At 61.9% G+C, this 24056-nt stretch carries 24 protein-coding genes; 4 read left to right on the top strand and 20 right to left on the bottom strand.

Annotation, left to right across the window (positions count from 1 at the left end; all coding sequences use genetic code 11):
- Window positions 1-27: 27 nt before the first annotated feature.
- Window positions 28-1476, bottom strand: a complete 1449-nt coding sequence (locus tag HFK74_RS27000) for a HAMP domain-containing sensor histidine kinase (RefSeq protein ID WP_180206155.1) — start codon at window positions 1474-1476, stop codon at window positions 28-30.
- Window positions 1477-1778: 302 nt separating this feature from the next.
- Here HFK74_RS27000 and HFK74_RS26995 point away from each other — a divergent pair, with 302 nt between their 5' ends.
- From HFK74_RS26995 to HFK74_RS26980, 4 genes are all read left to right on the top strand, one after another.
- A complete protein-coding gene (locus HFK74_RS26995; protein WP_180206154.1) occupies window positions 1779-3125 on the top strand; it encodes a hypothetical protein in 1347 nt (448 codons plus the stop codon).
- Between the two features lie 35 nt (window positions 3126-3160).
- A complete protein-coding gene (locus HFK74_RS26990; protein ID WP_180206153.1) occupies window positions 3161-5410 on the top strand; it encodes an Ig-like domain-containing protein in 2250 nt (749 codons plus the stop codon).
- A gap of 77 nt (window positions 5411-5487) precedes the next feature.
- Complete coding sequence (locus HFK74_RS26985; RefSeq protein WP_180206152.1) at window positions 5488-5949, top strand: curlin; 462 nt, start codon at window positions 5488-5490, stop codon at window positions 5947-5949.
- 27 nt (window positions 5950-5976) lie between these two features.
- A complete protein-coding gene (locus tag HFK74_RS26980) occupies window positions 5977-7431 on the top strand; it encodes a curlin (protein WP_180206151.1) in 1455 nt (484 codons plus the stop codon).
- Between the two features lie 195 nt (window positions 7432-7626).
- Here the strand turns inward: HFK74_RS26980 and HFK74_RS26975 are convergent, their stop codons facing one another.
- The 19 genes from HFK74_RS26975 to HFK74_RS26885 form a co-directional block, all read right to left on the bottom strand.
- The gene (locus tag HFK74_RS26975) at window positions 7627-8727 is read right to left on the bottom strand and encodes an RHS repeat-associated core domain-containing protein (protein ID WP_180206150.1); all 1101 of its coding nucleotides are present in this window, start codon (window positions 8725-8727) and stop codon (window positions 7627-7629) included.
- 364 nt (window positions 8728-9091) lie between these two features.
- The gene (locus tag HFK74_RS26970) at window positions 9092-9409 is read right to left on the bottom strand and encodes a DUF6124 family protein (RefSeq protein ID WP_180206149.1); all 318 of its coding nucleotides are present in this window, start codon (window positions 9407-9409) and stop codon (window positions 9092-9094) included.
- 992 nt (window positions 9410-10401) lie between these two features.
- Window positions 10402-11274 carry a CsgG/HfaB family protein gene (locus tag HFK74_RS26965; protein WP_180206148.1) on the bottom strand — a complete coding sequence of 291 codons (873 nt, stop codon included), beginning with the start codon at window positions 11272-11274 and terminating at the stop codon, window positions 10402-10404.
- 30 nt (window positions 11275-11304) lie between these two features.
- The gene (locus tag HFK74_RS26960) at window positions 11305-11724 is read right to left on the bottom strand and encodes a curli assembly protein CsgF (protein ID WP_180206147.1); all 420 of its coding nucleotides are present in this window, start codon (window positions 11722-11724) and stop codon (window positions 11305-11307) included.
- Window positions 11721-12110, bottom strand: a complete 390-nt coding sequence (csgE, locus tag HFK74_RS26955) for a curli production assembly/transport protein CsgE (protein ID WP_180206146.1) — start codon at window positions 12108-12110, stop codon at window positions 11721-11723. Before csgE ends, HFK74_RS26960 begins: the two co-directional genes overlap by 4 nt.
- Window positions 12107-12646 carry a type II secretion system protein gene (locus HFK74_RS26950; protein WP_180206145.1) on the bottom strand — a complete coding sequence of 180 codons (540 nt, stop codon included), beginning with the start codon at window positions 12644-12646 and terminating at the stop codon, window positions 12107-12109. The genes csgE and HFK74_RS26950 overlap by 4 nt, the downstream gene beginning before the upstream one ends.
- Complete coding sequence (locus HFK74_RS26945; RefSeq protein ID WP_180206144.1) at window positions 12621-12995, bottom strand: type II secretion system protein; 375 nt, start codon at window positions 12993-12995, stop codon at window positions 12621-12623. Before HFK74_RS26945 ends, HFK74_RS26950 begins: the two co-directional genes overlap by 26 nt.
- A 4-nt stretch (window positions 12996-12999) precedes the next feature.
- Window positions 13000-13473, bottom strand: a complete 474-nt coding sequence (locus HFK74_RS26940) for a type II secretion system protein (protein ID WP_180206143.1) — start codon at window positions 13471-13473, stop codon at window positions 13000-13002.
- A gap of 2 nt (window positions 13474-13475) precedes the next feature.
- Entirely contained in the window at window positions 13476-15308 is a 1833-nt protein-coding gene (locus HFK74_RS26935; RefSeq protein ID WP_180206142.1) for a secretin N-terminal domain-containing protein, read from the bottom strand.
- Window positions 15305-15820 carry a hypothetical protein gene (locus HFK74_RS26930; protein WP_180206141.1) on the bottom strand — a complete coding sequence of 172 codons (516 nt, stop codon included), beginning with the start codon at window positions 15818-15820 and terminating at the stop codon, window positions 15305-15307. The genes HFK74_RS26935 and HFK74_RS26930 overlap by 4 nt, the downstream gene beginning before the upstream one ends.
- A complete protein-coding gene (locus HFK74_RS26925; protein WP_180206140.1) occupies window positions 15820-16368 on the bottom strand; it encodes a GspMb/PilO family protein in 549 nt (182 codons plus the stop codon). Before HFK74_RS26925 ends, HFK74_RS26930 begins: the two co-directional genes overlap by 1 nt.
- Window positions 16355-16900: a pilus assembly protein gene (locus tag HFK74_RS26920; protein ID WP_180206139.1), complete on the bottom strand. Its 546-nt coding sequence runs from the start codon at window positions 16898-16900 to the stop codon at window positions 16355-16357. The genes HFK74_RS26925 and HFK74_RS26920 overlap by 14 nt, the downstream gene beginning before the upstream one ends.
- A gap of 1 nt (window position 16901) precedes the next feature.
- Window positions 16902-17705 (bottom strand): hypothetical protein, encoded by an 804-nt coding sequence (locus HFK74_RS26915; RefSeq protein WP_180206138.1) that lies wholly within the window; start codon window positions 17703-17705, stop codon window positions 16902-16904.
- Window positions 17686-19392 carry a GspE/PulE family protein gene (locus HFK74_RS26910; RefSeq protein WP_180206137.1) on the bottom strand — a complete coding sequence of 569 codons (1707 nt, stop codon included), beginning with the start codon at window positions 19390-19392 and terminating at the stop codon, window positions 17686-17688. The genes HFK74_RS26915 and HFK74_RS26910 overlap by 20 nt, the downstream gene beginning before the upstream one ends.
- 84 nt (window positions 19393-19476) lie before the next feature.
- On the bottom strand, window positions 19477-20010 hold the full coding sequence (locus tag HFK74_RS26905) for a response regulator (protein WP_180206136.1): 534 nt from the start codon (window positions 20008-20010) through the stop codon (window positions 19477-19479).
- A 221-nt stretch (window positions 20011-20231) separates the two neighbouring features.
- Window positions 20232-21185, bottom strand: coding sequence for a peptidylprolyl isomerase (locus HFK74_RS26900; protein WP_180206135.1), 954 nt, complete (start codon window positions 21183-21185; stop codon window positions 20232-20234).
- Window positions 21186-21199: 14 nt separating this feature from the next.
- The gene (locus tag HFK74_RS26895; protein WP_180206134.1) at window positions 21200-22750 is read right to left on the bottom strand and encodes an ABC transporter substrate-binding protein; all 1551 of its coding nucleotides are present in this window, start codon (window positions 22748-22750) and stop codon (window positions 21200-21202) included.
- A gap of 9 nt (window positions 22751-22759) precedes the next feature.
- Window positions 22760-23392: an SCO family protein gene (locus tag HFK74_RS26890; RefSeq protein WP_180206133.1), complete on the bottom strand. Its 633-nt coding sequence runs from the start codon at window positions 23390-23392 to the stop codon at window positions 22760-22762.
- Complete coding sequence (locus HFK74_RS26885; protein WP_180206132.1) at window positions 23389-24045, bottom strand: SCO family protein; 657 nt, start codon at window positions 24043-24045, stop codon at window positions 23389-23391. The genes HFK74_RS26890 and HFK74_RS26885 overlap by 4 nt, the downstream gene beginning before the upstream one ends.
- Window positions 24046-24056: the final 11 nt, after the last annotated feature.

The following is a 24056-nucleotide window of genomic DNA, read 5'->3' as shown; positions in this document are numbered from 1 at the left end:
GCTACCGGGGAAAGTTCACACCCATTTTCAGGGAACGCGCCTGAACGTCAGGCTGACGCGCGTCCCCTCGCCCTCGCGGCTTTCCAGGGCCACCGCCCCGCCAAAGCGCTCCATGATGCGCTTGACCAGCACCAGGCCGACACCGAGCCCGCCTTGCTTGGTGGTGAAAAACGGCCGGAACGCCATGCTGCGCTGCTCCTCGCTCATGCCTTTGCCGGTATCGCTGACCACCACGCGAACACGTTGGGCATCGATGGGCGTCATCGTGATGGTCAGGGTACCGCCTTCGTCCATGGCCTCCAGCGCATTGGCCAGCAAACTGTTGAGGATCTGCGTCAGCTGCACCTGCTGGCTCAGCACCATCGGCGTGCCTATGGGTTCGAACAGCACATTGACCCGGCCCTTGACGATCTGCTGCTCGAAAGCCATGAGGCTGTCGTGCAGCGCCGCCACCAGGTTGACCGGTTCGCCGTCGTCATTGAGCGGGCGCAAGGATTGCAGCAGTTCCCGTACCCACTTCGACATGCGATCGACCTGGCCGATGATGTCGTTGATGTTCTTGTGCGCCGGGCCACTGTCGAACTCCAGTGCCAGCTCGGCGCTTGAACGAATGGTGGCCAGGGGGTTGCGCAGGCTGTGGGCAACGGCCGACGACATCTCGCCCAGGGCCACGAAGGTTTCGTTGGTGATCAGTTGCTTCTGTTGCGCCGCCAGCAGGATCGCCGCCCGCCGCACGATCCAGTACAGCCCCAGGTAAATCAGGCCGCCGCCCAGGGCCGTGGCCATCCATATCAGCACCAGGCCGCGTTCCATCCGGCTGATCAGGTCCTTGGGTTCCTTGTAGATCTCGACCATGGCCGTGACGTTCTTGCCTTCGGCATCGAACAGCGGAATGTAGTTTTCGATGAAAATGTATTCCGGCGGCGTGACGAACTTCTGCTCCATGCGGGCCTTGTCGACATCGTGATAACTGGCCGACACGGGCATCTTCAAGGCGAAGGCCTGGTCCAGGTCTTCGTCGGCGTGAATCGTGGTGCCCATCAGGGCCGGGTTGGTCGACCAGATGATCATGCGGTCGGGGGCATAGATGTTGGCCAGGATCACATCCGGCAAATGTTCGATGTGGTCGAGGAATTCGCCCCGGGCATTGGCGCGGGCCAGCGGGTCGACGTCGGGAAAGTCCCGGTCCTTGCGCGGGTCGAGCAACTCGCCCATGGTCCGCACATGGGGAATCGACACATGGCGCACCTCGGCCGAGGCGATCGCCTGGATGAATTGCGACGTCAACAGGGCATCGCGCTGCACGCTTTCGGTAACCACGAACTTGGTCGACACCGAGCCCAACGCCACCGCCACGGTGCCGATCACCGCCATGCTGATCAGCGAAAACCAGCGCAGCAGATTGAACGGCTGTTTGCGCGAGCTCAAGCGAATTTCGCCCTGGTCGGACGCCAGTGTCTTTGCAAGCATGGTCATGGATAGTGTTCCCGCGAAACCCCTATAGGTTTATAGCGCACTGCCAGCCGTTTGCCCGATATTGGGGCCATTCCTTCACCACTTCCCCCACACCTCCCCCATCACCCCCTCTGCCCCCATCTACCCCCAATGCTGGGGAAAGACGCCCGCACCGTAATTTGCCGTTCGACCTTCGAGCGCGTCGCAAACGCCCGTGCAACGGGGCCCGCACCGACATTTTCGGCAGTTGGCATGGGAGTTGCCGAAGACCTCTCAACTGACCCATATCCCAAGGGGCAGGTACTCTGATAGAGGGAATACTCATGCACCCTTTACTGTCCAAAACCGCGATCGCCCTGATCGTGAGTGCTCTGGCTCAAGGCGCCGCCCAAGCTGCGCTGTTTGCTGTAGATCCTGGCCCCTACCTGCCGGCCACCGGCGGCTTCGCTTCCTGGTATCAGGACAGCCATGGTCGAACCCTCGACCTGTGTTTGTCAAAAGCTGTCAGTTCCAGGGTTGCCGGCGCACCCGGTGCACCCGCCTACATGTGCGTTTTGAATCCGGCTCCCGGTATTTTCGACGACACGCAGCCCATCGTCTTCCCGGGCAACTTTCCCGATGAAACGTTCTGGTTCACCGGCGACGGCGCCATCGTCGATGCGGCCCGGGGCATCGACCTGACCTATGTCAGTGCCGTGGAAGCCGCCTTCGCCGCTGAAGATCCGATCGAAGGCGACCAGGTCAGTTTTGGCCGTATCCGTATCCGGGTCGACGTGCCCACCGCCGGCGTCTACACCATCACCCACCCCTACGGCGTCGACATATTCGACGTTCCCGCCGGTGGACGCCGCGCGATCAACATGACCCGGGACATCGGCATCGGCTCGCCGAAAACCTACGACGGCGCGCTCAAGAGTGACATCGGCCCGTTCCTGCGCAGCGTCAATGGCCCGTACACCGAGATCAACCCGGTCACAGGCCTGGCCGACCAATTCGTTGGCGACCCGAACCTGTCGGAAGCCTTCACCGGCAGCCCGTTCAACACCAACTACATCCGCATCGAAGGGCCTAACGGACTGGACCTGCGCACGACAGTGATGGCCATTTCCGGCAAGTTGTCGACGGTCGTCCGGCCCACCCCGATCATTGCCGAACGCAGCACTTACTCGCGCAAGGCCGGCGAAAGCGCCCCGGTAGCCCAGCAGGACGTGTTTGTGATGGCCCCGCCACCGCCGGCCACCGTGACACTGGACAGCAACAGCCCGGTGCTGAACCTGACCGAGGCCGACACCACCGGCCATTGGTATGCCCAATCCGCCACCAACCCGACGTTGCCGAGCACCTTGCAGGTGACCGCCGACAACCATCTGGCCATCCCCACCAGCACGCCGACCACGGTGCCCATGGAACTGACCGACCTGGTGGTGATTTCCCGTGCCGAGTACAGCCTCAACGGCGGTCAGCTGACCATCGTGGCCTCGACCAGCGATGAAACCTCACCGCCCGTACTCACCGCCACTTCCAGTACCGGTGCCGCCATCGGCGCCCTGAGCGGTGATGGCGCCGAGAAAATCCTGTCGACCGGCATCACGCCGATTCCACCGGCCAAGGTCACGGTGACGTCATCCAATGGCGGCACTGACACCGAAGAAGTGGTCATCGTGCAATGAACGCTCTCATGCCCAGATCCGCATCAGGAGGCATCATGAACAAGTGGCCACGCTTCGCGCTCAACGCGCTCGGGCTGACTCTCTCGCTGTCCGGCAGTGCGTTCGCGCAACTCGCTGCCGTCGACCCCGGCCCCTACACCTTTGCCACGGGGAAATTCCCCATGTGGTATCAGGACAACAACCTGCTGTCGCTGGAACTGTGCCAGTCGCGGGCGACCAGCACGCGGGCACCGGGTGCGCCTGGCGCGCCTGCCTACATGTGCATCCTGAACCCTGAGCCAGGGGTCTTCGACGATACCCTGCCGATGGTGTTCCCGGATAACTGGCCACCGGAAGCGTTCTGGTTCCTTGCCGAGACCAGCATCAACGATGTCGGCGGCTATGGCGTGGATGCCTACGTGGCCGGGATCGAAGCGGCGTTTGCGGCGGAAAACCCTGTCGACGGCGATCAGGCAAGCTTCGCGCGGATTCGTCTGCGGGTGAACGTGCCTGTCGCCGGGACCTACATCATCACCCACCCGTACGGCACGGAAACGGTCAACGTCACCACGCCGGGCCGTCGGGCGATCAACATCACCCGCGACATCGGCATCGGTGCACCAGGCAACTTCTCGGGTGCCCTGAACGGGCAAGTCGGGCCATTCCTGCGCAGCGTCAACGGGCCGTACACCGAAGTGAACCCGGACACCGGCGCCATCGAGACCTACGTTGGCGACCCGAACCTCACCGAAGCGGTCACCGGCAGCCCGTTCAATAACAACTTCGTACGTGTCCAGGGTCCGGCCGGGACCATCCAGACCAACCTCTTTACCGTCTCCGGCAAGGTCCTCGACAACCGGGCGCAAACCCCTGTGGAAATCAGCCGCGCCACGTACCGCCGCACCTCATCGGGCCCGGGCACCAGCAGTACCCGGGTAGAAGTCTTCGGCAAGTCGGTCAACGGCTCGAGCCTGTGCTTCCGCGAAACCGTGGCCCTGGTTCCCGGACCACCGCAGACGCCGTGCCTGACCAGCATGCTCGGCGACAACACCGGTCTGTTCTTCGGCCATCGTCTGACGGGCACCACCGTGCCTCCAGTGGTGGTGCTCACCGCTACCGACCCGAGTGGTACCACCCGGCCAACGGCAGCGTCGAGCAAAGTCAGCGACGTGGTGAAAGTCCAGACCGCGCGCTACAACTGGAGCAATCACAGCCTGCTGATCGAAGCCACCTCGTCTGACGAAGTGGTGGTACCAGACATGGTCGCCCAGGGCTACGGACGGTTGACCAAGTCCGGCACCCTGCAACGCCTGACCGTCGCCGACCTGGCCCAGCCACCGGCAACCGTGACCATCAAATCGGCCTCTGGCGGTAGCGATACCGAGCCGGTCGTGGTCGTCGGAACAGCGCCAGACACCGGCGAGAACCAGGCGCCGATCTCCAACGCCGACACCGGAAGCACCAGCTTCGGCGTGCCGATCACCCTCAACCCGCTGGCCAACGACACCGATCCGGACGGCAACACGCCGCTGACCATCACCGCGCTGACCCAACCGGCCACCGGCCAGGGCACCGTGGCGCTTAACGGCACCACCGCCGTGGTCTACACCCCACCGGCCGTGGTCAACGTACCGCTGACCACGTCCTTCACCTACAAGGCCCAAGACTCCAAAGGCCTGGCCTCCACCACTGCAGGAACAGTAACCATCACCGTGGCGCCTAACCAGCCTCCGGTGGCCGTTGCCGACAGCATCGCGACGCTGGGTGTGTCGGTACCGATCAACGTGCTGCTCAACGACACCGATCCGGAAGGCAACGTACCGCTGGCGATCAACAGCTTCGGCCAACCACCGACAGGTCGCGGCACCGTCACCAGCAACGGCACGGTCCTGACCTACAACCCACCGGCCACGGTCACCACGGCCTTCACCACGACCTTCACGTACTTCGTCCGGGACGCTTTCGGTGCGGTGTCGACGGCGCCAGCCACGGTCACGGTGCAAGTCTCGCCACGGCCAGCAGCGGAAACCTTCGCGGTGACCACGGCGACGGTCTCGGCCCGCTCCAATAACCGCTTCACCTGGGACTTTGCAGGCACGTCGTCGGTGACCACCGGCAACACCATCACCATCCAGGTCACCACCCCGACCGGACTGCAAACCCTGGGCACCACCACGGTGCCGGTGACCGGTCGCTGGAGGTTCACGGCGAACAACCTGACCACGGTGGTGCCATCGGCCAACCCGACCGCCACGATCACCTCGTCCCAAGGCACCGTGCGTACGGTGCAGGTGATCTCGAACTGAGCCCGGCGCCCCATCGACTCGCCGAGTCGATGGGGCAGGTCTCTCGCGCAAAGGTTCTCTAGCAAAAGGAACATGCCATGAAAACGTCGACCGCCGCCCTGCTCTGCCTGCTCCTGCTTTGCAGCAGCGCAGGCGTGCGCGCCGACGACTTGATGGAAAACGACGACCTGGCGCCCAGCGCCGACCTCGGCGAGCTGCCACCCCCGGTGGGCCAGCAAGCCCTGATCGACCAGAACGGCCAGGCCAACGTCGCGCTGTTGCAACAGAACGGCCAGTCGCTGCTCGGCCAGATCGTCCAGTCGGGCAGCAATCAGGAAGCCTACATCCTGCAGCAAGGCAGCGACCTGATGGCATTGATCAACCAGCAAGGTTCCGGCAACGCCGCATCCATTACCCAAACCGGCAGCCATAACCGCGCGCAGATATCCCAGAACGGCAACAACAACGACGCCAGCATTGTCCAGGCCGGCACGGGGCAGCAAAGCGCTGTGACCCAAGCAGGAAATGGAATGAGCGTATCGGTCACTCAATATCGCTAAAGCACTGCACCACTTGGAGGTTTCATCATGTTCAAATTGACGCCCCTCACCGCCGCCATCCTGGTTATAGTCAGTGCTCAGGCATTGGCCAATGACAGCGTGTCGACCCAAAACCAGTTCGGTGACACCAACATCGCCGATGTGAAGCAGACTGCAGCACCCATGAGCACCGCCACCCAGAACCAGTCCGGTACGGGCAACGATGCGGCCGCGGTGCAAGACAACGCCACCAGCACCATCGAGCAGAACCAGTCCGGCAATTACAACGCCGGCTACGCTGAGCAACTGTTCGAAAACAACAGCAGCATCATCCAGAACCAGAGCGGTGACACCAACGTCAGCCATGCCAGCCAGTCGATCGGGGTCGGCGGTGGCGAGGTCCTGCAACAACAGGAAGGCAACGGCAACTTCTCGTTCGTCTACCAGGACAGCCAGGAAAATACCTCCGGCAAAACCTACCAATATGGCGACAGCAACGAAGCCAACATCGAACAGATCCAGGTGGGCACTGCCAACAACGCAGTGATCATCCAGTACGGCACCGCCAACTACGCCACCGCCGAACAGATCAACCACATGAACGGCCAGATCGACATCAACCAGTCCGGCGGCACCAACTATGCCTACGGTGACCAGCGCTACGGCGATGGCGGCAACCTGACCATCAACCAGTATGGCGACGGCAACGGCAGCGAAGTCTGGCAGGACACCCAGGTCGCCAGCAAAACCACCATCGACCAGAACGGCCAGACCAACGAAACCATCGTCGACCAGAGCTACGGCGACCACAACGTTGCCCAGGTGATTCAGGTCGGCGACCTCAACGCGATCTATGCCGACCAGTTCGAGTCCATGGGCTCGACCGTGACGCTCAATCAACAGGGCATCGGCAACATCCACTTCACCTACCAGACCGGCACCGACCATGTGCTCAACGCCACCTCCACGGGCAACGACAACAAGGTCTACGCCAGCAACTGGAAAGGCCCGGCAACGCAAATGGGCGGCCAGTTCGGCAGCAACCAACGCGCCACCGTCAACCAGAACGGCAATGGCAACGTCGCCAACTTCACCCAGAAAGACACCGGCCACATCATGACCACCAACCAGACCGGCTACGGCAACAAAACCACGGTCAGCCAGAGCGAATCCTACAACGAGCTGTACTTCGACCAGAACGGCACCGACAACATCCTCATCGCCGACCAGCGCGGCACCAACAACCTGGCCCAGGGCAGCAGCACCGGCACCCACAACACCACCGACATCAACCAGGAAGGCACCGGCAACCAGGCGTTCACCACGCAGCTGTATGGCGAAGACAACATGATCACCATCAAGCAGGCCGACAGCATGAACGTCGCCTATGTGACCCAGGGGGGGACTGGCAACATCGCGAGTGTCGACCAGAGTGGCATGACCCAAATGGCGAACGTGCAGCAGTTTGGTACGGCTAACAGTGCGACTGTGTTGCAGAAGTAAGTGTAGGGCGTGAAAAAAACCGCGGCTCTTGAGGGAGGGTCGCGGTTTTTACGCATTCAAAACAACATTGTTGGTTGTCCCACTGCCTTCGCGAGCAAGCTCCCACAGTTGGTTGGATACAACTACAACGAACTGCTTGGCTTTCGGATCGCATGTGCGATCAGGCCCGCGCAGAAGCCCTGTGCTGGTAGTCGACTACTTCCTTAATGATTCCAGGAGGCGTTCAGCAAGCAAATCTTCAGCCCTGCTCCAGAAAGCATCATCTAGTTTAGGGCCATAAAAATTCCGCCCTTCTCTCCTTGGGGTTGAGAGATCGCTTACTGCGTCCCGTCTAACTTCCTGGATATGTTGAGCCATTGACTTTGAATCATTGATTGTTGGGCCCAACTTTTTAAACGATGCACTACCGATGCCTGACGCCTTAGGAATATATAATTCTTTTCTACTCTGCGGTAGGTAATCACTCTTCAACCAATGATTGATAGGTACTTTTTCTTTTCGCATACCTGTGATCCTAGCACGCAAATTTCCATCTGAAGCAGCTCCAGCAAGCTCTCTGGTTTTTTTTGAAACCAACGTCAAATTATCCATATCCGCGTGCCCAAGGTACTTGGATATCCCCTGAAATACGGGATTATCCAAGAGCAGCTTAGGCTGCGGGGCACGCGCATTTCTCCACACAGTGAAACTGTCGGGTCGCGCTATTGATCTGGTCTGAGTTTTGTATAGCCATTTCAACGCAATATCTTGAACAAGCGGAGAGACATGTCCACTGGGATCATATCGATTGATCGGATCTGCTGCGCAGTATGCGTACGCATTCAGCCCCCCCTTTCCAAACGGGCTCAAACTATCCGGACTATTGAACCGCATAATTACCGGATTGAATGCTCGATAGCCATTACCCAGCAGATAATGTCCTGTCACCGGATCCCGCCGTTCGCCATTAAAACCTAGAAGGCTTGATAAACCACTTTCGACAGACTGATGCCCATATGGCGCATAAGCAATAGTATCGCGCTGATCGTTGACCTTGAGCCTGTTCAACACGGAGCGCAGATGATTGGTGGCAAGCAACACGGTTTCGCCTGAATCGCTCTCACTTTGCCTTTCAGCCAATAGCAGCTCACCGTACTGAAAAATGGTAAAACTCAGAGCCTCCTGGATCTCGGAGACGAGACGGTTCTTGCAGTAGTAGCGTTGACGCACGGGAATATCCGCCTGAGCTTGATTGATCAAACGGTCCAGTGGATCGTAGCGATAGTGGCAGAGCAGTCGATGTAGAGAGGAAGACATGGGGGTGCTCCGTGCTTTCCGGGGTTGGAGCGTGAGTATCTGATGCAATGTCGAAGTTGGGTACTAGCAGAACTGATAGGTACAAGTCGGCATAGGCATGCCCCAGATAGCTAACGTGCAGCAGTACGGTATGGCCACAGAGCAATCGTATTGCAGAAATAATTACACCGCGTGAAAAACTGCGACCTTGGGGAGAGGGTCGGTTTTTTTATGCAAGTACGCAAAGCCCCTGTAGGAGCTGCCGAAGGCTGCGATCTTTTGATCTTCCTTGCGCGAGACGAAAAATCAAAAGATCGCAGCCTTCGGCAGCTCCTACAGTAGATCCATGTGGGAATGAGCCTGCTCGCGAAGGGCGATAACGCACTCAGCCCTGCGGATCGAGGTTGTCCAGCGCTCGGTTTACCGCCAGGTCGGCGAGCATGATCACCTGTTGGATGCCCAGCAACATGCTGCGCTGGGGTCCGTCTACGAACGTTGCGAAATCGGTGGCCATGATGCTGGCTGATGCCAGAGATTCGCAGGCGTGGGCCAGCAGGTCTTCGGTGCTGATGTCCGGGGCGATGAGGAACATTGAGCTGGGGTTGTGGGGGGTGGAGGATTTGAGGATGGCGAGTTTTAGATGAAGGTTGGAAGCAGGATTTTCGGAATTTGATTCGGGGGGATTGGGGCTGGGCTTGGGCATGGACAATCTCCTTTGATAGATGGACCACCATGACCTATCGCTAAACAAGTAAAGGTGGCAGCTGTACGCAGGTTAGCGATCCGGGGCAAAGGAAACCCAGGTAGACACGAAGGTCTCCCACGCACAGCCGCCATGACACAAAACTGCAGACAACGAAGGCTGCACTAAGTCTGGTCTGGGGCGTTGTAGCGCCTTTGCATGGTGCGGATCGCTAAACCCGGTCGCCGAATTGGCAGCGACACGGAAACGATAATGACCAGGGACAAGGCGCACAAGCCGGCGGATTCTGGCGTAGTTGTAGGCAACGGCGCAAGGTGATGTAGCCTCGGATTGTTCCTACAGATTTTGCTGGGATCGTGGACAGCCGTGGGAGATTGGTCGACTGACAAGCCGCCTTCGCGGGCAAGCCTCGCTCCTACAAAAAAAGCGCGCCCATACCGTGATTTTGTGGGCGACATCCCCCTGTAGGAGCCAGCGGGCGGCGATCCGACTTGCCGGCGAACCAGGTGCTGCGGTGTGTCTGTTGTACCGCGTTATCGTTCTTCGCCGGCAAGCCTGGCTCCTACAGAGGGAACGCCGACAGACCTGCAATCAGGTCGGCTTTAAGGCCGCCTCGCTTTGGCGTTTGATTTTGATCTGGCTTTTGATTTTCTTGCCCCGTCGAGAGGCCGAGTGGAGGTTCTGCGCAGTGGGTAAACCGGCATGGATGCCGGTTTAGCNNGCCCTTGGTTACTTGGGGCTTTTCCAAGTGACTCGCCGTAAGGGCGAAACCATAGGTGGGCGTTACCGCAGGAATGGATATGTACACCTGAAGGAGAATGGTCGGCTGTCAGGCCGCTTTCGCCGGCAAGCCTGGCTCCTACAGTTTGGATCGGGTACATCTGCAGGAGCTGGGTCGGCTGTAAGGCCGCTTTCGCTGGCAAGCCAGCTCCTACAACAGTTTGGACCGGGTACATCTGCAGGAGCGTGGCCGGCTGCCAGGCCGCCGGGCCTCACTCATCCGCCTCTTCACCCTCCGGCACCACCCTGTTCTGCGTCAGGTACCGATCCAGCGTCTCATTTTGCGCAGGCACGGAGTTATCTCCAGCCACCTGCCACAAACGCCGCTCGATCCCCTGCGCCAGCATATGCCCAACCGCCGCCTCGATCGCCGACAACACACACAACTGCGCCGGTTCGTTGGTGGTGTAGCCCACCTCGGCTTCAAGCAGCTTCTTGAACTCGATGAACTTGAACACCCCGGCACTGCGGGCCACGGAGTAGATGGTCTTGCTGGTCATGACGTTGGACAGCACCTGCCCGCTGCGCACGTCCACCGCCCGCAGGTTCACCGTGACCTGGTCGACGCGATATTCCCGGGAAATGTCGATACCCAGGTAGCGCGCGCCTTCGCCGCCGCTGCGCACGTTGGTGTCGTAGGCGATGATCCCGCCTTCGAGCATCATGTTCGCCGCTTGCAGCGGTGGCAGCTCAGCCTGGATGTTCACCGGGGTGTTCGGTTTCTTCTGCGAGGCACGGATGATCTTGCGCTCGGTCAACAGGTTCTGCAGCCCTTCACGTTCCAGCACCACGAACCAGCCGCTGGCCTGCAAGGCGTCCATCAGCATGCTCGCCGCGCCCTGGGTGACGCTGGTGGAAAACGAGCTGGCCGGGGTCGGCTTGTATTGCCCGGTCTGGTCGCGGAAGCCGTAGACCACCGCCATCAACCGGCCCTTGGGTCGTGGCATGTTGATCAAGTCGTAGTAAGTCGAGGCCCTTGGGGTCAGGGTCGGGGTTTTGGAGTCCTGCTCGGCCGGCATCGGCTCGCGCAGACTGCACCCTTGTAATGCCGCCAACATCAGCCCTAGCGCTATTATTTTTTTCATGTCCTTAACTCCCCATTGTCCCGATTCCCCTCAAGGGGCCAGGCCATTCACCTGGATTTCCGAAACTTCACCCGTGGCCCGGTCGGTCACGTTGATCGTCAGCGCACCGGAGTCGTCGACCACGTCGACGATGAAAGCGTCCGTGGACAGGCTCCCCGTGTTGCCGGTGGAAATGTTGTCCAGCAGTTGCCCCAGCAGGCGCGATTGCAACTGGGCGCTGAAGCGCTCCAGGGCCGAGGTCCCGGCCGCCGAGGTACGATCCTTCAAGTCGGGATCGTCGTAGTCGTTCTGCGCCTGGGCGTTGTTGAGCAGCCAGGTGCCGTTCAACGGGTTACCGCCAAACGATGGGTTGATGGGCGTGTAGACCAGTTCCGTGCCCTGGACCAGGGCGCAAAAGCCCAGGCCGAGCATGCATCCACCGGCGCGCTGCAAAAACGTTTTCGCTTTCATAGTTCGTCCCTCTCAAGGTCCGTGGTGTCCTGTAGCAAGGCTTCCAGCTTGCGCTGGACAATCTGTCCGCGTACCCAGTCGGCGGCGGCATAGGCCTCGTCCTTGAGCTCCACGGTGTTTGGCGGCAGGAAGCGCCGGTAAACCAGGCGTTGTTGAAATTCCACGGTCACCAGGCTGCCCCAGCGAGCCGAAGGTCGTTCGCGTACCACCAGGTTGAAATCCATCGGGCTGGTGGCGCGCAGGCGTTCACTGAACGAGTAGTAAAAATCGTGGCCGATGTGCGAGATCGTGTCGTCGATGATGAAGCCGAGCATTTCGTCCTCTTCACCGGCCCAGCTCACTGCGCTGCTCAACAGCAGGACCAACACCAGGCAAAAGCGCTTCATGGCTGCAATGCCTCCGGCGCTGTGGACTGGCCTTTGGCCGGGCCCGAGGTGCCATCGAGGAAGGCTTTCTCGGCCACGAACTGCCAGTCCTTGTAGCTGGCCATGCCGTTGAAGTCCGACCACTGGCTGGGGAAGTCCGCCTGTTTGAGCGGCAGCTCCGTGGACGGGCTGCTGATGCCGGTGATGCGTCCGTCGAAGCCGCGCATCAGGAACCATTCACCGCCGCCGATCGGGTCCGGGTACAGCTGGCGGATATGATGCTTGGCATTGGGAAAGCGCTCGTCCTGCAACAGGTCGGCGAGTTCCTTGGGGTACTGGGCCAGGCCTGGCGAACTGCGGTAATAGCTGCGCAGTGCCTGGGCGTACTGGGTGCCGACCCACAGCAATTGGCGTTCGCGGTCTCGGCGCGAGGCGGTGGACCACAACTCGCCGGCACTGGCCAGGCCCATGCCCATCACCATGATCAGGAACAGCACACCCAGGTAGGTGAAGCCGTCCTGTGCCCCAGGCTTACCACTCGGAATACAGGCTGCCATCACGCGCCCTCCCTGTGGCACCACTCTTGATATCGGCGACACCGCCGGCCACGCCCTCAGGCGGTGCGACCATGACCCAGGCGTCCTTGCGTTCGGCAATCGGGTCCATCGGCGGATTGCGCAGGTAGCGCTGTTCAACCAGTTGCTCGATGGAGTCGGGATAGCGACCGGTGTCACCGTAGTAGTGATCCAGTGCTTCGCGCATCGCCGACAGGCTCTGGCGCAGGGTGGTCTCCTTGGAGGCCTCCAGGCTGTTGAAATAGCGGGGCAAGGCGATCGTCATCAGGGTGGCGATGATTGCCATGACCACCATCAATTCCAATAGGGTAAAACCCTTTTCCCGACGCATATGTTCACCACTCCCGGTAGGCGATGCCGTTGAGACCCTTGCCCCGGGCCTTGGAGTAGACGTCAAAGACGTCCTGGCCTTCGCGCGGGTTTTGAGCCGTACTGTCGTAGGAGCGCAGGCCCCAGCCACCTTCGTCGTCGCGCTTGACCGGTGCCAGCGGGTCATGGGGTACGCGGCGCAGGAAATAGAACTTGGCACCCTTGGCACTGCGCACATCACGCACCCCTTCCACCAGCACCTGCAGGTTCGGCGGGTAGCCGCTGCTGTTGAGCGACTTCTCGATGTAACCGGCGTCGAAAGCGCGCTTGTAGGCGTCGATGGCATCGCGGATCTGGTACAGCGAGGTCCGCAGTTCCTGCTCTTTGCCCCGGCGCACCACGGTCTCGGTCAGCGGCGCGGCCATGCCGGCCAGCAGGCCGATCAGGGACAGCGTCACCACGACTTCGATCAAGGTAAAACCGCGTTGCGAGGCGTTCATGATCAAGGCTTCCCGACGGTGACGGTGGTAGCGATAGGTGCGCTGATGCCATTCACTTTCACCTCTTCGACTTCGACCTTCGAGCGGTCCGGCGCCTGGATGTGCATGCTGGTTTCGGTGCCGGTGGGGAATTCCATGTCCGACGGGCTCTGGTACGGCAGGTTGCGCACGATCCGCGGCGTGATCGACAACACCAGCTCGGATTTGCTCACGTCGTCCTTGTTGCTGCCGAACAGGCGGCCCAGGCCAGGAATATCGCCAAGACCGGGAATCTTGTTGCCGGTGCTGCCATGGTCGTTGCGCATCAGGCCGGCGAGGATCTGCGTTTCGCCGTCATGCAGGCGCAGGGTGGTCTGCGCGTTGCGCGTATCGACCTGGACCGGAATCGTGCCCTGGCGGGTCGGTTCCAGTGGCGTGGCGTTGCTGACTTCCAGGGCCACTTTGATCGCCACTTCGTTGTTCAAGTGCACGGTAGGCTGCACTTCCAGTTTCAGACCGACGTCCAGGTAAGTCACGCTTTCGGTGATCACCGGTCCCTGGGTCGAGGGCACCGACGTGGCGCTGATGATCGGTACGCGCTGGCCGATGTGGATGCGTGCCTGTTCGCGGTTGCTGACGCGGATCACTGGGCTGGCCAGGGTATTGATGTCCTTGTCCGCCGCGTTGATCTTGGCCTGTGGCGAGGGCTGGATGGTGATGCGGCTGGAGTTGATGCCTTTGAGCTGGTCGAGAACGCTGACCGCGGTACCGTCGCTGTTGATCACGCCGAAGGTGTTCGGCCATTGCAGGCCCAGGTCGAGGATCCGCTGGGTGGCGACTTCCATCACCTCGACTTCCAGCACCACTTCGGGGTTGGACTGATCCTGCGATTGCAGGAGTTTTTCCGCCATGCGCACGGCGTCGCCGGTGTCGCGCATGGTCAGGGTGTTGAGGCGTTCGTCGACGAACACGTCGCGGGTCTTGAGCATGGTCTTGACCATGTTCAACGCGGTGTTGGCATCGATGCTGGTCAGGTAGAAGGTGCGCATCACCAGCTCCTGGTAATCCTTGAGCTTCTGTGGCGAGTCCGGGTAGATCAGCAGGGTGTTTTCGTTCACCACTTTCTGGTGCAGCTGGTTCTGTTGCAGCAGCAGCTCCACCGCGTCTTCGATGCGCACGTCACGCACGAAGATGGTGGCTTTCATGTCCGGGCGCAGGTCCTTGTCGAAGATGAAGTTCAGGCCGGCGACCTGGGACAGCACTTCGAAGATGGTCTTGAGGTTGGCGTCGCGAAATTCCAGGGTCACCGGTTTGTCCAGCTTGGTGCGCAGTTGCGGATAGGCCACCACGTTGCGGCTCTGCACCAGGCGGATGTTGCCCTGCAGTTCCAGGGCCCCTTCGTTGGTGGGGTCCAGTTCGAGAATCTGCCTGACCTGACGCTCGGCGCCGTAGATATCGCCGCGGCGCAGGTCGCCACGGGCCAATTCGAGTTTTTCATCAAGGCTGCGCATGTGTTCGAGCTGGCGCAAGGCGTCCTGGGCGCGGCGGTTGTTCGGTTCGATGGTCAACACCCGGCCGTACCCCATGCGAGCGGACGCGAAATCACGTTGGGTGCGATCCATGTCGGCCTGGGTCAGCAGCGCCGTGATCGCGCGGGCACGGGTGCTGTTGAGGGCAATGTGCAGTTCGGTGTCGCGAGGGTTTTCCCGCAGGCCCTCCTCGATCCGGGCCAGGCCGGCTTCGTACTGGCCCTGCTCGATCAGCTCAGAGGCTTCTTCCTTGGCAACCTGTGCCGAGCTGCAGGCAGCCAGCCCTGCGCAGATACACAGGCTCATCAGCAAACGGGATTTGTTCATTGCGCGCTCCCCACAGACAAGGTCTGGGACAAATGCAGAGGCAAATAGACCAGGCTCAGTTCCAGATCGGAAATGCCCTCGATCTTCCATGTTTCGTCAATCACATCCCCTTTACGCACGACGTAGATCTTTTCGCCGTTTTGCAAAAACACTTGCAGGTCGGTGCGGTCATGCATCCGGCCGATGAACTGGAACGGCATGGGCGGTGCAGTGGGGGCCTGCACCACCGGTGCAACATTGATCGGTTGTTCGGTGACGCTGGCCAGGGTCGGTGCGGCCTTCCAGCTGCGCGCGGCAAACAGGTCGCCCGCCGGGCTCAGGTCCTTGATCGCCACAGGCGCGGCGGCTTGCGCGGCTGGCGAAGCACTACGGTTCTTGCCTTTGGCCGGCGTGGCCACGGCGGCCACTGCCACATCGCTGTCGTCGCCCTGCTTGAAGTAGTCGGGCAACCAGGTCAGCGCCGCGGCCACGCCGAGGAACGCCACCCAACCCACTGCACGTTTGCTGTTCATCATGACCTCGACAGGTAAAGGGTCATGCGGATCCGTCCGTTAAGGTCGGTGTCGGCGATCTTCTTGCGTTGCAACTCCAGGTCTTCCACCACCACCGCTGGCAACTGGCCGAGCAAGGCGTGCATGAAACGCCGCAGTTGCGGGTAGCTGCCGCGCACCGGCAACAGGATCTGATAGCGCGCCAGGTGGGTCTTGGGATCGATGCCCAGCGAGTACTCGCCCCGGGACAGGGTGATGCGTTCCTGGGCGGCCAGCGCGTAGATCTTGTCGATGGCGACGGTGGCCTGGGGTTGGGTCGGCAGTTTGCTGCGGAAATCATCGAGCTGGCGTTGTGGCACGACAGGCGCTGCGATCGAGCCGTCCTCGACCTTGGCCAGGTATTCGCGGGCTTCATGGGTCTGCTGGCTCAGGTGCTGCAGCGCCTGCCAGTCCGGCAACAGGCCGAACAGGCCGTAGGCCAGCGCCAGCACCAGCATGGCCAGCCCCACCAGGCCGGGCACGCCCAGGCTTTGCAGGTATTCGTGGACGATCAATCTAGGGATTTGCATCGCCAATCTCCCAGGTAGCCGACAAGTTGAATTGCACCGGGTGCTCCGGCACGTTGGCGACGATTTCGTGGCTGAGCAACGACACGTCGGAGAGCTCGTCGCAGGCTTCGAGGCGGCGGTGGAAGTCGAGCATGGCGTCCAGGTCGCGCGCCTCGGCGCTGATCCGCACCTGGCCCTTGCGGGCATCCGGGGTCAGGGTCAGCAAGGCAATGTTGTCCCGGGGCATGGCTTCCAGGGTGGCGAACAGGCGCTCCCAGGGCCGGCGCAGTTGCTGCGATACCTTGCGCATCTCGGCCAGGTTCTGCGCCTGCTCGCGGGTTTCGGCCGGGGTCAGGCTGACCTTGCCGCCGGTGTCGCCGGTGAGCACCCGTTGGGTGGTTTGCAGATGACCTTGCTGTTGTTCAGCCTCCCCGCTCACGTGTTGTTGAATGACGATGCAGGTCAGCGCCAGCACCACGCCACCGGCCAGCAGGCTCCAGCCCAGGGGGCTTGAGCGGCGGCGCGGCTGAAAGTCGAGCATCAGGGGGCGCATGTCAGGCCACCGTCCGGGACATGGCGTACAGGCTGTCGCGTACGCTGGTCCGGCCTTCTTCAAGGGTGCGCAGCTGTACGCCTGGCACTTCAGGGTGCGAGTCGATGCGCGCTGGCGCATGCAGGTAGACGTTCAGCGGCCGTTCACTGGTGGACGCCTGCAACTGGCATTCGCGACCGACCAGTGCGCTCAGTGCCGCATCGCTGTCGCTGCTGCCCACCGAGCGTACCGCCGCCCAGCGACCTTCGCGGGCCAACAGCAGCACGCTGCGCACCGGTTCAGCGACCACGAACAGGAAGTCGCCAGCGTCGAAGCTTTTGTCGAAGTGATTGAACGCCGCCATCAGGTACGGTTGCACCGAACGCAGGCGCAAGCCACGGCCACTGACCAGGGTGCGCAGGCGTTCGAGCAGGTCCTGGGGCAGTGCGCTGGCGATCCGGTCGCAACCGGCGGGTTCGGCCGAGAGCACCAGGCTCCAGGGTTGGTTCGCCGCGCCGTAGAGGTCTTCGAAGCACAGCTGGGCAAACCCGCGCAGTTCGTCGGGGCTGCTGATCTGCTCGCTCCAGGGCACCAGGCAAAACCGGCTGAAGTGGCCGGAGACCACCACGGTCAATTCGGCACCGGCGCGGGCATGTTCGCCCAGCAGGCGGTCGAGGGTTTCCAGGGCGACCGTCCAGGCCATGAAACCTTCATCGATGAAGCCGACACTGCCCAGCCACAGGGTGTCGCCACCCTGACGCTGACCGAGGCCGACACCACTGGCGCCGAGCACGGCGACATAACGCTCACGAGATAAAAGTGACACGATTGATCTCCTCGAGAGTGGTCCGGCCTTGTTGCACCAGTTCAAGCGCCGATTCGCGCAGCAGGCGCAAACCACGTTTGCAGGCGTGGGCCTTGATTTTCGAAATGGGTTGGCGTTCGACGATCATTTGCCGCAGCTCGTCGTCCAGGTGCAGCAGCTCGGCAATCGCGCTACGGCCGCGGTAGCCGGTGCCACGGCAATGACCGCAGCCCTTGCCATGGACGAAGTGGTAGTGCGCGACCTGTTGCGGATCGAGCCCCGAGGTTTCCAGCTCTTCTTCGCTCGGGGTGTATGCGCTGCTGCAACTGGCGCAGACCAGGCGAATCAGGCGCTGGGCCAACACCGCATTGAGCGCGGACACCAGGCTGTAGGGGTCGATTTCCATCTGGGTGAAGCGGCCGATCACGTCGAACACGTTGTTGGCGTGGATGGTGGTGAACACCAGGTGCCCGGTGAGCGCCGATTGCACGGCGATCTGGGCAGTGTCAGGGTCGCGGATCTCACCGACCATGATCTTGTCCGGGTCGTGGCGCAGGATCGAGCGCAGGCCGCGGGCGAAGGTCAGGCCTTTCTTTTCGTTGACCGGGATCTGCAGCACGCCTGGCAGTTGGTACTCCACCGGGTCTTCGATGGTGATGATCTTGTCCACGCCGTGGTTGATCTCGGTGATCATCGCGTACAGCGTGGTGGTCTTGCCGCTGCCGGTGGGGCCGGTGACCAGCACCATGCCGTAGGGTTCGGCAGCCAGGCGGCGCAGTTGGCGCAGGGTTTCCTCTTCAAAGCCCAGGGCCTGCAACTGCACGCCGCAGACCTTGTCGGCCAGGTCTTGTTTGTCGAGTACCCGCAGCACCGCGTCCTCGCCGAAAATGCTCGGCATGATCGACACCCGGAAGTCGATCTGCCGGCCGCTGATGCCGATCTTGAAGCGACCGTCCTGGGGCACGCGTTTTTCGCCGATGTCCAGTTCGGCCATGACCTTGACCCGGGAAATCACCTGCTCGGCGAACTCGCTGCCCTGGATCTTGCTGATGTTGTTGAGCACGCCATCGATGCGGTACTTGATCACCAGGCCGCTGCCGGTGGTGCCCAGGTGGATATCGCTGGCGTGCATCTTCAGTGCGTCGTAGAGGGTCGAGTTGACCAGCTTGACCACCACGCTCGAGTCTTCGCTGATGCTGGTCAGGGACAGGCTTTGCAGGGTGTCGATCTCGGTGTTGCCGTCGGCCTGGGCGTTGAGCGATTCCACCGCGTGGAAGCTCTCTTCGTGGCGCGCCAGGTAGGCTTTCAGGTCGTCGGCATGCACCAGGTACAGCGGCGCGCCGTGCAGGCAGTCGTCGATCCAGGCCAGGCGGGCGCTGTCGAAGGGGTCGGCAAACACGCCGATGACCGCGTCGGCGTGACGCAGCAGGATGAATTCGCGCTTGAGGCATTGGGCCAGGGTGACCCGGTCGAACACCGGGGTGGCTTGAAACAGGCTGTCGGTGTCGAGCACCGGGTAGTGCAGGGTTGCGCCCAGGCACTGGATGAAAGGCATGGGGGCCAGGTCGCACAGCACCCCGAGGGCTTCGAGCATGCGCTCGCCGGTACTGCCCGCCCGGGAACGGGCCTGGGCCAATTGCTCACTGGAAAACCGGGTCGGTACACAATCCAGCGGTGGCACATCGACGACAAGGGTAAGACGATCCATGGCTTGCTCTCCAACACCCGGGGCTTAGAGCCCTGTCGGCGCGGCGAGCAATTGCGGCGGATGCCGGAACCTCTTGTCGCGCCATTACTCCCCGGTGAGCAATTGTTCGTCGTCTGGCGCTGTGGAGGCCGAGTTACTTCGTCGGCGATCTGCAAGCACCCAACTACCGTCGTACAACTGCAGCGGGAAACTTTCGGTCCTGCTCTGGCGTCGTTCGACAAATCCTTCGCTACTGCTCACACCCGCTTTGGGTTCGCGCTGGCGCCCCAGAAGGTCAAGTACTGCTCGGGCCAGTTCCGCCAACGGAAACGGTTTGAACAGGATGTGGCTGACTCCCAGTTGCCGGGCCTTCTCGCAAACCTCTGCGGTGGGGTGCCCCGTGATCAGCACAAAATGACACTTCCTGTTCTGGCGGACGGCATCGAGCACCTCAAAGCCTTCCATATCGGGCAAGCGGTAATCGAACACCATCACATCGGGTGCGAAATCGCCTGCTTCAGCGATTCCTTGCGCACCGTCGTGAGCAATCCGGACTTCCAGCGCTTGCGCCTGCAGGTAACCCTGGAGGTTTTCAGCAAGCAGCTGTTCGTCGTCAACAACCAGTACTTTGTTCAACAAGGTGGACTCCTTGAAACCGCAGGTCCGAGTTCCGAACCTGGCGGAGTGCGCGCCTTGATAGGTCTAACGCACACTTCATGCCAGGCTGAGTGCCGGTAATTTTATGTATTCATGTCCTTGAATTTAAAAGCAATGCCTTTGCGTCCACATGCCCCACCCCCCAAAAGCGGGGGAAAGCGAACGGATGCGCATCGACGCTTTCCCCCACAGTTGGGGAAAGCTCATTCGTCGTCAATCCGTTCGATCCGATTGCTTGCGCGCAGCTGCGCCAGGGCCTGCAGGCGAGCCTGGACCTGTTTCTGTCGGGCGAGGTAAGCCCGAACCATGTCAAGTCCCTGCTCTTGTGTGACATCCGCAGCCTCCAATCGGTTCTGTAACAAGATCAAATGCCAGCCAACCGCCGTGCGCACCGGCTCGCTGACGGCCCCGGGTTTCAGGGCAAAAGCCGCGGCTTCGAACTCCGGCATCATGCGCCCCCGGGTAAAGTACCCCAGATCGCCGCCTGCGCTGGCCGAAGCGTCTTCGGAACCGCTGCGGGCGACGCTGGCAAAATCGCCACCTTCACCAATCGTGGTGCGCATTGCCTCCAAGCGTAGTCTCGCGGCTTCGACTGTGGAAGCATCCGCACCCTGAGGCACCTTGATCAGGATATGCCTGACCTGGATCTCCTCGGGTCGGCTCATTTCGGCGCGGTGTTCCTGATAAAACGCCTGCACCTGCTGCTCGTCCGGCTCACCGACCTTCGTGAGTTCGGCAAACATCTGTTGCGCCGCCAGATCACGGCGGGTGTACTCGATGTAGCCGGCCTCATCGAAACCTGCATCTTCCAGGCGCCGGGCGAACACCTGGTCGCCCCCCATGGCCTGGCGGGTCTGGGCCACCTGGTCGTGCACCGTGGCATCGCTGACCACCACCCCGCGCTTGACCGCTTCCTGCCAGAGCAACTCCTTGTCGATCAGGGCGTCCAGCGCCGCCTTGCGCAGCTGTTTGTAGGCGCTGGGACTGCGAATGCTGGCGACCGCCCGGCCCTGATCCTCCAGGTATTCGGCGAAATAACGCTCCAGGCGCAGCTGGGAAATTTCCTCGCCATTGACCCTCGCCACTGCCGGGCCATTGCTGCAAAACGCGGCGGGCACCCACAGGGTCAACAGCACCAACACAGTCGCAAGTTTCATCTTCGGCCTCCGGATCAGGGCATGGCGGCAATGGGTTTGTAGGGGGCGACCAGATAAAAGCGCTGGTCTGGCAGGTCCACGGTGACCACATGGGCGCCGTTCAGGCCCAGGCGTCGACCCGGCCCGAAGCTGATCAGCGGGGTCAGGCCGGTATCGAAGTCATGCAGGGCTTCCAGGGCGCTGATCAGTTTTTCCCGGCTGGCATCACGCCCCGCCTGCTTCATGCCCTCGCTGAGCAGCATCATCGAACTGTAGGCACCGACCTGCAGCACCGCGTGTTCGCCACCGAGCTTCTGGCGCTCGCGCAGTTGCGTCAGGGCGGTGCGCCCGGTCATCGTCCAGTCGCTGGGCACGAACGGATAGGCCAGGAACACCCGCCGGGAAAAACCGCTGGGCACCTGCAACAGATCGCCCGCCACCTGATTCGAGGCGGCGAACAGGTAGGGCACCTGGCCCGCGGTCTGCAAGCGCTCGGCCAGGCGACTGAAACCGCCACTGCTGCCCATGTAGAACACTGAACGCGAGCCCAGTGGCAACTCGTCCTGCGCCGACTCGTAGGGTTGCAGGCGCACTTTCTGCCAGTCGTTGTCCTGCAGGTACTGGGCAAGTTTCTCGGCTGCCAGTCGTTGGCCCGGATCGTTCGGGTAGGCGATCAGCGTGGGGCCTTGCAACACGCGCAGGCTGGTGGCGGCGTAGTTGGCCAGCGCGATCATCTGTTCACGCAGCCCCGGCAGCGGTTCGAAAATCTGTCGGCTGGCCTGGGCCGTGCCCTGCAGTGACAGCGGTCCGATCAGGGGCACGCCGGCCTGTTCCAGGCGCGGCGCCAGTTCGGCATCCAGCGCCGGCACCAGCGGTGCGACCAGCGCGAACACCTGTTCCTGTTCGATCAACTGGTCGAGCGCGTGCTCGGCGCTGGCACGGTCGGGACCGGGGTCAAGGATGGTCAGGCGCACCTGCCGGCCGTGAATCCCCCCGGCTTCGTTGATCCGCGCCACGCTGCCCCGGAGCACCGCCGCCACGGTAAGGCCCTCCTCGCCCAGCACGCCGGTGCTCGGCAGCAAGGTGCCCAGGTGCAGGCTGTCGGGGCTCAGGCCCGGATCGCGCTCATCGGCCAGGCGCTTGAGGTAGGCCGTCAGGTTGCGTTGATCGCTCATCGACAGTACGAACCGCGGCATCGCCGCATCGAGCCGGTTGTTGCCCGGGTCGCGTCCCTCCTGGATCGCACGGGCCAACGTGCCCTCGGTGTAGGCCGGGTAGGCACGCCCGTTGACCTGCCGTTGACCGTAGGTGCTGGTCAGCCGCGACCAGCTCAAGTCCGGCGGCCGCACCCCGCCTTCCGGGCGTCCCAGGCCATCGCTGCCGTGGCAGTTGGCGCACGGCAGGCTGGTGGCCGGCAGCAACATGCCTGCCGCCCCGATCCTGGCCATGATCGGCTCACCGCTGGCCGACACACCCTCGCGGTACAAGCGTTTGCCGGCGCTTTCGCTGGGCGTCAGCGATAACGCCTGGGCGCTCAGGCTGATGCCACCCAGGATGAGCAGGCCGAGGATCAGGGCGTTTTTCATGGCCCGGACTCAACGGCCGGCCACGGGCATTGCCAGCAACTGCAAGCGCTGGGCAATGGCCGCGGCCGGGGCATCGGGACGGATCTTGCTCCAGCGCTTGTTCGCCACGTCACCGACGATCAACTGGGTGGAGTGTTGCTCGGGGGACGGTATGACCTGGCCGATACGTCCCAGGACCAGGTCCATTTGCGCTTTGTCGCCGGTAAGAAAAAGCCAGTGGGGCTCATCGACGCCCTGCTTCAAGGTGTAAGCCTTGAGTACCGCCGGGGTGTCCCGCAGCGGATCACTGGTAAGGGAGATGAAGGTGATGCCGTCCGCCTTGTCGCCCAGCACTTCGCGCACTTGCTTGAGTTTCTGGGTGATCAGGGGGCAGGCATCGGTGCAACTGGTGAAAATCACGTTGAGCAGCACCACGCGGTTTTCCAGCGCGTCGCTGTAGAAACGCAGGGTATTGCCGTTCTGGTCCTGCAACGGCGTGTCGGTGAACCAGGTCTTGGCATCGCGGGTGCCACCGGCCGGCTGCGCGGCGGCCGCCACCGTGGCGGAGGCAGGCGCCGCTTGCTCATGCCCTTCATGGGCCAAGGCCAGGGAGCTTGCGAGGCAGGAGCAGAGGCTCAAGGCGATCCAGTCGAGAAGTCTCATGGCTGATGCTCCATGGCGATGGCGGTGTGTTTGGCGTGGGCGTTGCGTTCACCGCTGAGCTTCTCCACTTGCCGGGTCAATACGCCCGGGTCGGTGAAGCCGTAGTAGCGGGTCCAGTGGCGGCTGTTGCCGTCCCCCACCAGGATCAGCGGCGCATGATTCTTGAAGTCGCCACTGAAGCTGCCCAGGCCCTTGAGGGTTTCGTTGACCGACTGCGTGGAGCCGGTCAACCAGCTCCAGCCCGGGCCGTTCTGGAACGTGCGGGCGTAGTCGTTCAAGCGCTTGGCGTCATCGCGCTGCGGGTCGATGCTGATCGACACCAGCTGCACCTCGGTGCCGACCCGTGCCCCCAGCTGTTTCTGCACCTTGCCCATGATCGAGGACACCACCGGGCAGACCGTGGTGCAACTGGTGTAGATAAAGCTCATGACCACGATCTTGTCGGCCACCAGGTCTTTTTCCAGGCGCACGCTTTTGCCGTTCTGGTCCACCAGCGCGACGTCGGCGAACTTGACCTGGGCGGTCTCGGAACTGGCGCTCTTGGCCGCCATGGTGTGGCCGGCATGTTCATCGGCCGAATGGGCCAGGGCCTGGCCGATGCTGGCGGCCAACAGGCAGAGTGTCAGCAGTCCGTGATGTGCGAATCGGTTCATGTCGATGTCCT

The sequence above is a fragment of the Pseudomonas sp. SbOxS1 genome (assembly GCF_013416725.1).
In the GTDB taxonomy this organism is placed as follows: Bacteria; Pseudomonadota; Gammaproteobacteria; order Pseudomonadales; family Pseudomonadaceae; genus Aquipseudomonas.
Note: the sequence above shows the minus strand (reverse complement) of the source record. Positions and strands in the feature narration are given on the sequence as shown.